The sequence below is a fragment of the Mesorhizobium sp. M7A.F.Ca.ET.027.03.2.1 genome (assembly GCF_003999175.1).
Lineage (GTDB): Bacteria > Pseudomonadota > Alphaproteobacteria > Rhizobiales > Rhizobiaceae > Mesorhizobium.
The window spans coordinates 1-2038 of record NZ_RZOM01001097.1 but is presented as its reverse complement, the minus strand read 5'-3'; the positions used below and the strand labels follow the sequence as shown (position 1 = coordinate 2038).

The window sequence follows — 2038 nt, the reverse complement described above, 5'->3', positions numbered from 1 at the left end:
ATCTCGCCGGGCGTGATGGCGCCGGGCAGCAGCGGAACATCGCTGCCGGCGGCTGCCGACAGAAGCTCGCGGGTGATGCCGGGGCTGACGATGAACCGAGAGCCAGCGCTGGCGGCCTCTTCGAACTGGCCCGCATCGAGGATGGTGCCGGCGCCGACGATGGCTTCCTCGACTTCACCAGCGACCCGCCGGATCGCTTCCAGTGCATCGGCGGTCCTCAGCGTGATCTCGATCGCCGGCAGGCCGCCGCGCGCCAGCGCGCGCGCCAGCGGCACGGCATTGGCGATATCAGAGATCTTCAGCACCGGGATGACCGGCTGGCCGTTGAGGAGCGACAGGAGTTTTTCGGTCTTGCTGGGCATGTGTCTCTCCGTGGCGTGGACAATTCAACCGATTAGCAGAAGGCTGTTTTCCTGTCCACGAAACCGGCCGTGTCGCGATGTCACGCGTCGCCCATGCTCGCCAGGCTCAACTCACAAAGGCGGCTGCCAGCTCGGCGGTGTCGGCAGTTTTGTGCCGACAGCTTTTTCAGGATAGGAATTTTTTCTTGACTCCCTGATCTCAGCTATGGTACAAATTCGCCCATGGTGCAGATTTGCGCCCGTGACCTCCGAACAGGATGCCTGCTATTGCCTTGAATAGGCTTTCGTGAGCGTCTAGTGGCTTCGGCAATGACATCACTTCCACCCTTCCGCGTCGCAGCGCTCTACCGGTTTGCCCGGCTCGACGCTTTCGAAGAACTGCGCGCGCCGCTCGCCGCCTTCTGCTGCGGGCGCGGCATCAAGGGCACGCTGCTGCTGGCGCATGAAGGCATCAACGGCACCGTCGCCGGCAGCGAGGCGGCAATTGCCGAACTGATCCTGTATCTCGAAGCCATCGAAGGGCTGGCGGGCCTCGAGGTCAAGTACAGCGCAGCCGCGGACATGCCGTTCCACCGCATGAAGGTGCGGCTGAAGCGCGAGATCGTCACCATGGGCGTCGACGACATCGATCCTTCGAATAGTGCCGGCACCTATGTCGCGCCGACCGACTGGAACGCTCTGATTTCGCAGCCCGGCACTGTCATAATCGACACGCGCAACGCCTATGAGGTGTCGATCGGCACATTCAAGGGGGCGATCGATCCGGCCACCGCAAGCTTTCGCGAGTTCCCGGCCTGGGTGGAAGCGCACCGGGCGGAGCTCGAAGGCCGCAAGGTGGCGATGTTCTGCACCGGCGGCATACGCTGCGAAAAGGCAACCGCCTATGTCAAATCGCTCGGCTTCGAGGATGTCTTCCATCTCAAGGGCGGCATCCTCAAATACCTCGAAGAGGTCCCGGCCGAACAGAGCCTCTGGCAAGGCGAATGCTTCGTCTTCGACGAGCGCGTTTCGGTGTCGCACGGCCTCGCCGAGGGCGAAGCGGAACTGTGCCGCGCCTGCCGGCACCCGCTGACACCGGGCGACCTGACGTCGCCCAAATTCGCCGCCGGTATTTCCTGCCCGCATTGTTTCGAGGCGCGTTCGAACGAGGACCGCCAGCGTTATGCCGAGCGCCAGCGCCAGGTCGAGCTTGCGCAGGCGCGGGGCAGGGGTCCGCATATCGGCTCCTGATCCGGGCATCAAGCTGCTGCAAAGCGGCCGCCTGTCATTGCAATGTCAAGTTTCGGGACCTACGTCTTCGACGTTCGAAACCTGCCCGTTCGGCCGGGCAAATCCTGGAGGCACTGAATGTTCGGTCCCAAGAAGCTTCTCGACGATCTGCTCGGCTCGCAAATCCCCGGCACCAGCGGCACCGTTCGCGACAAGGCGGGGCAGGCCGTGCAGATGGCCAAGGACAATCCGCTGGCCGCCGGCGCACTGGCCGCCGTGCTGCTTGGAACTGGTGCCGGTCGTAACGTGACGGGCGCCGCGGTGAAGCTTGGCGGACTGGCTGCCATCGGCGGCCTCGCCTACAAGGCCTACCAGAACTACAAGGCCGGCAACGCACCCGCCGAACCACCCGCGGCCGGCGGACCGGAATTGCCGCCGCCGCCCAAGGACACCGCCTTCCACCCGTC

At 64.4% G+C, this 2038-nt stretch carries 2 protein-coding genes and 1 pseudogene; 2 read left to right on the top strand and 1 reads right to left on the bottom strand.

The window, feature by feature from the left end:
- A pseudogene (locus EN750_RS31625) lies at positions 1-362 on the bottom strand (keto-deoxy-phosphogluconate aldolase); the annotation flags it as partial.
- Positions 363-671: 309 nt separating this feature from the next.
- On the opposite strand from EN750_RS31625, the gene EN750_RS31620 reads away from it, so the two are divergent.
- Together EN750_RS31620 and EN750_RS31615 are read left to right on the top strand one after the other, a co-directional pair.
- Positions 672-1592, top strand: coding sequence for a rhodanese-related sulfurtransferase (locus tag EN750_RS31620; RefSeq protein WP_127399049.1), 921 nt, complete (start codon positions 672-674; stop codon positions 1590-1592).
- Positions 1593-1709: 117 nt separating this feature from the next.
- Positions 1710-2038, top strand: a 329-nt coding sequence (locus tag EN750_RS31615; protein WP_127399048.1) for a DUF533 domain-containing protein, incomplete at its 3' end; no start/stop codon positions are given.

Coding starts and splice junctions, on each gene's coding strand:
- EN750_RS31620 (WP_127399049.1), top strand. CDS start 672: ATGACATCACTTCCACCCTTCCGCGTCGCAGCGCTCTACCGGTTTGCC.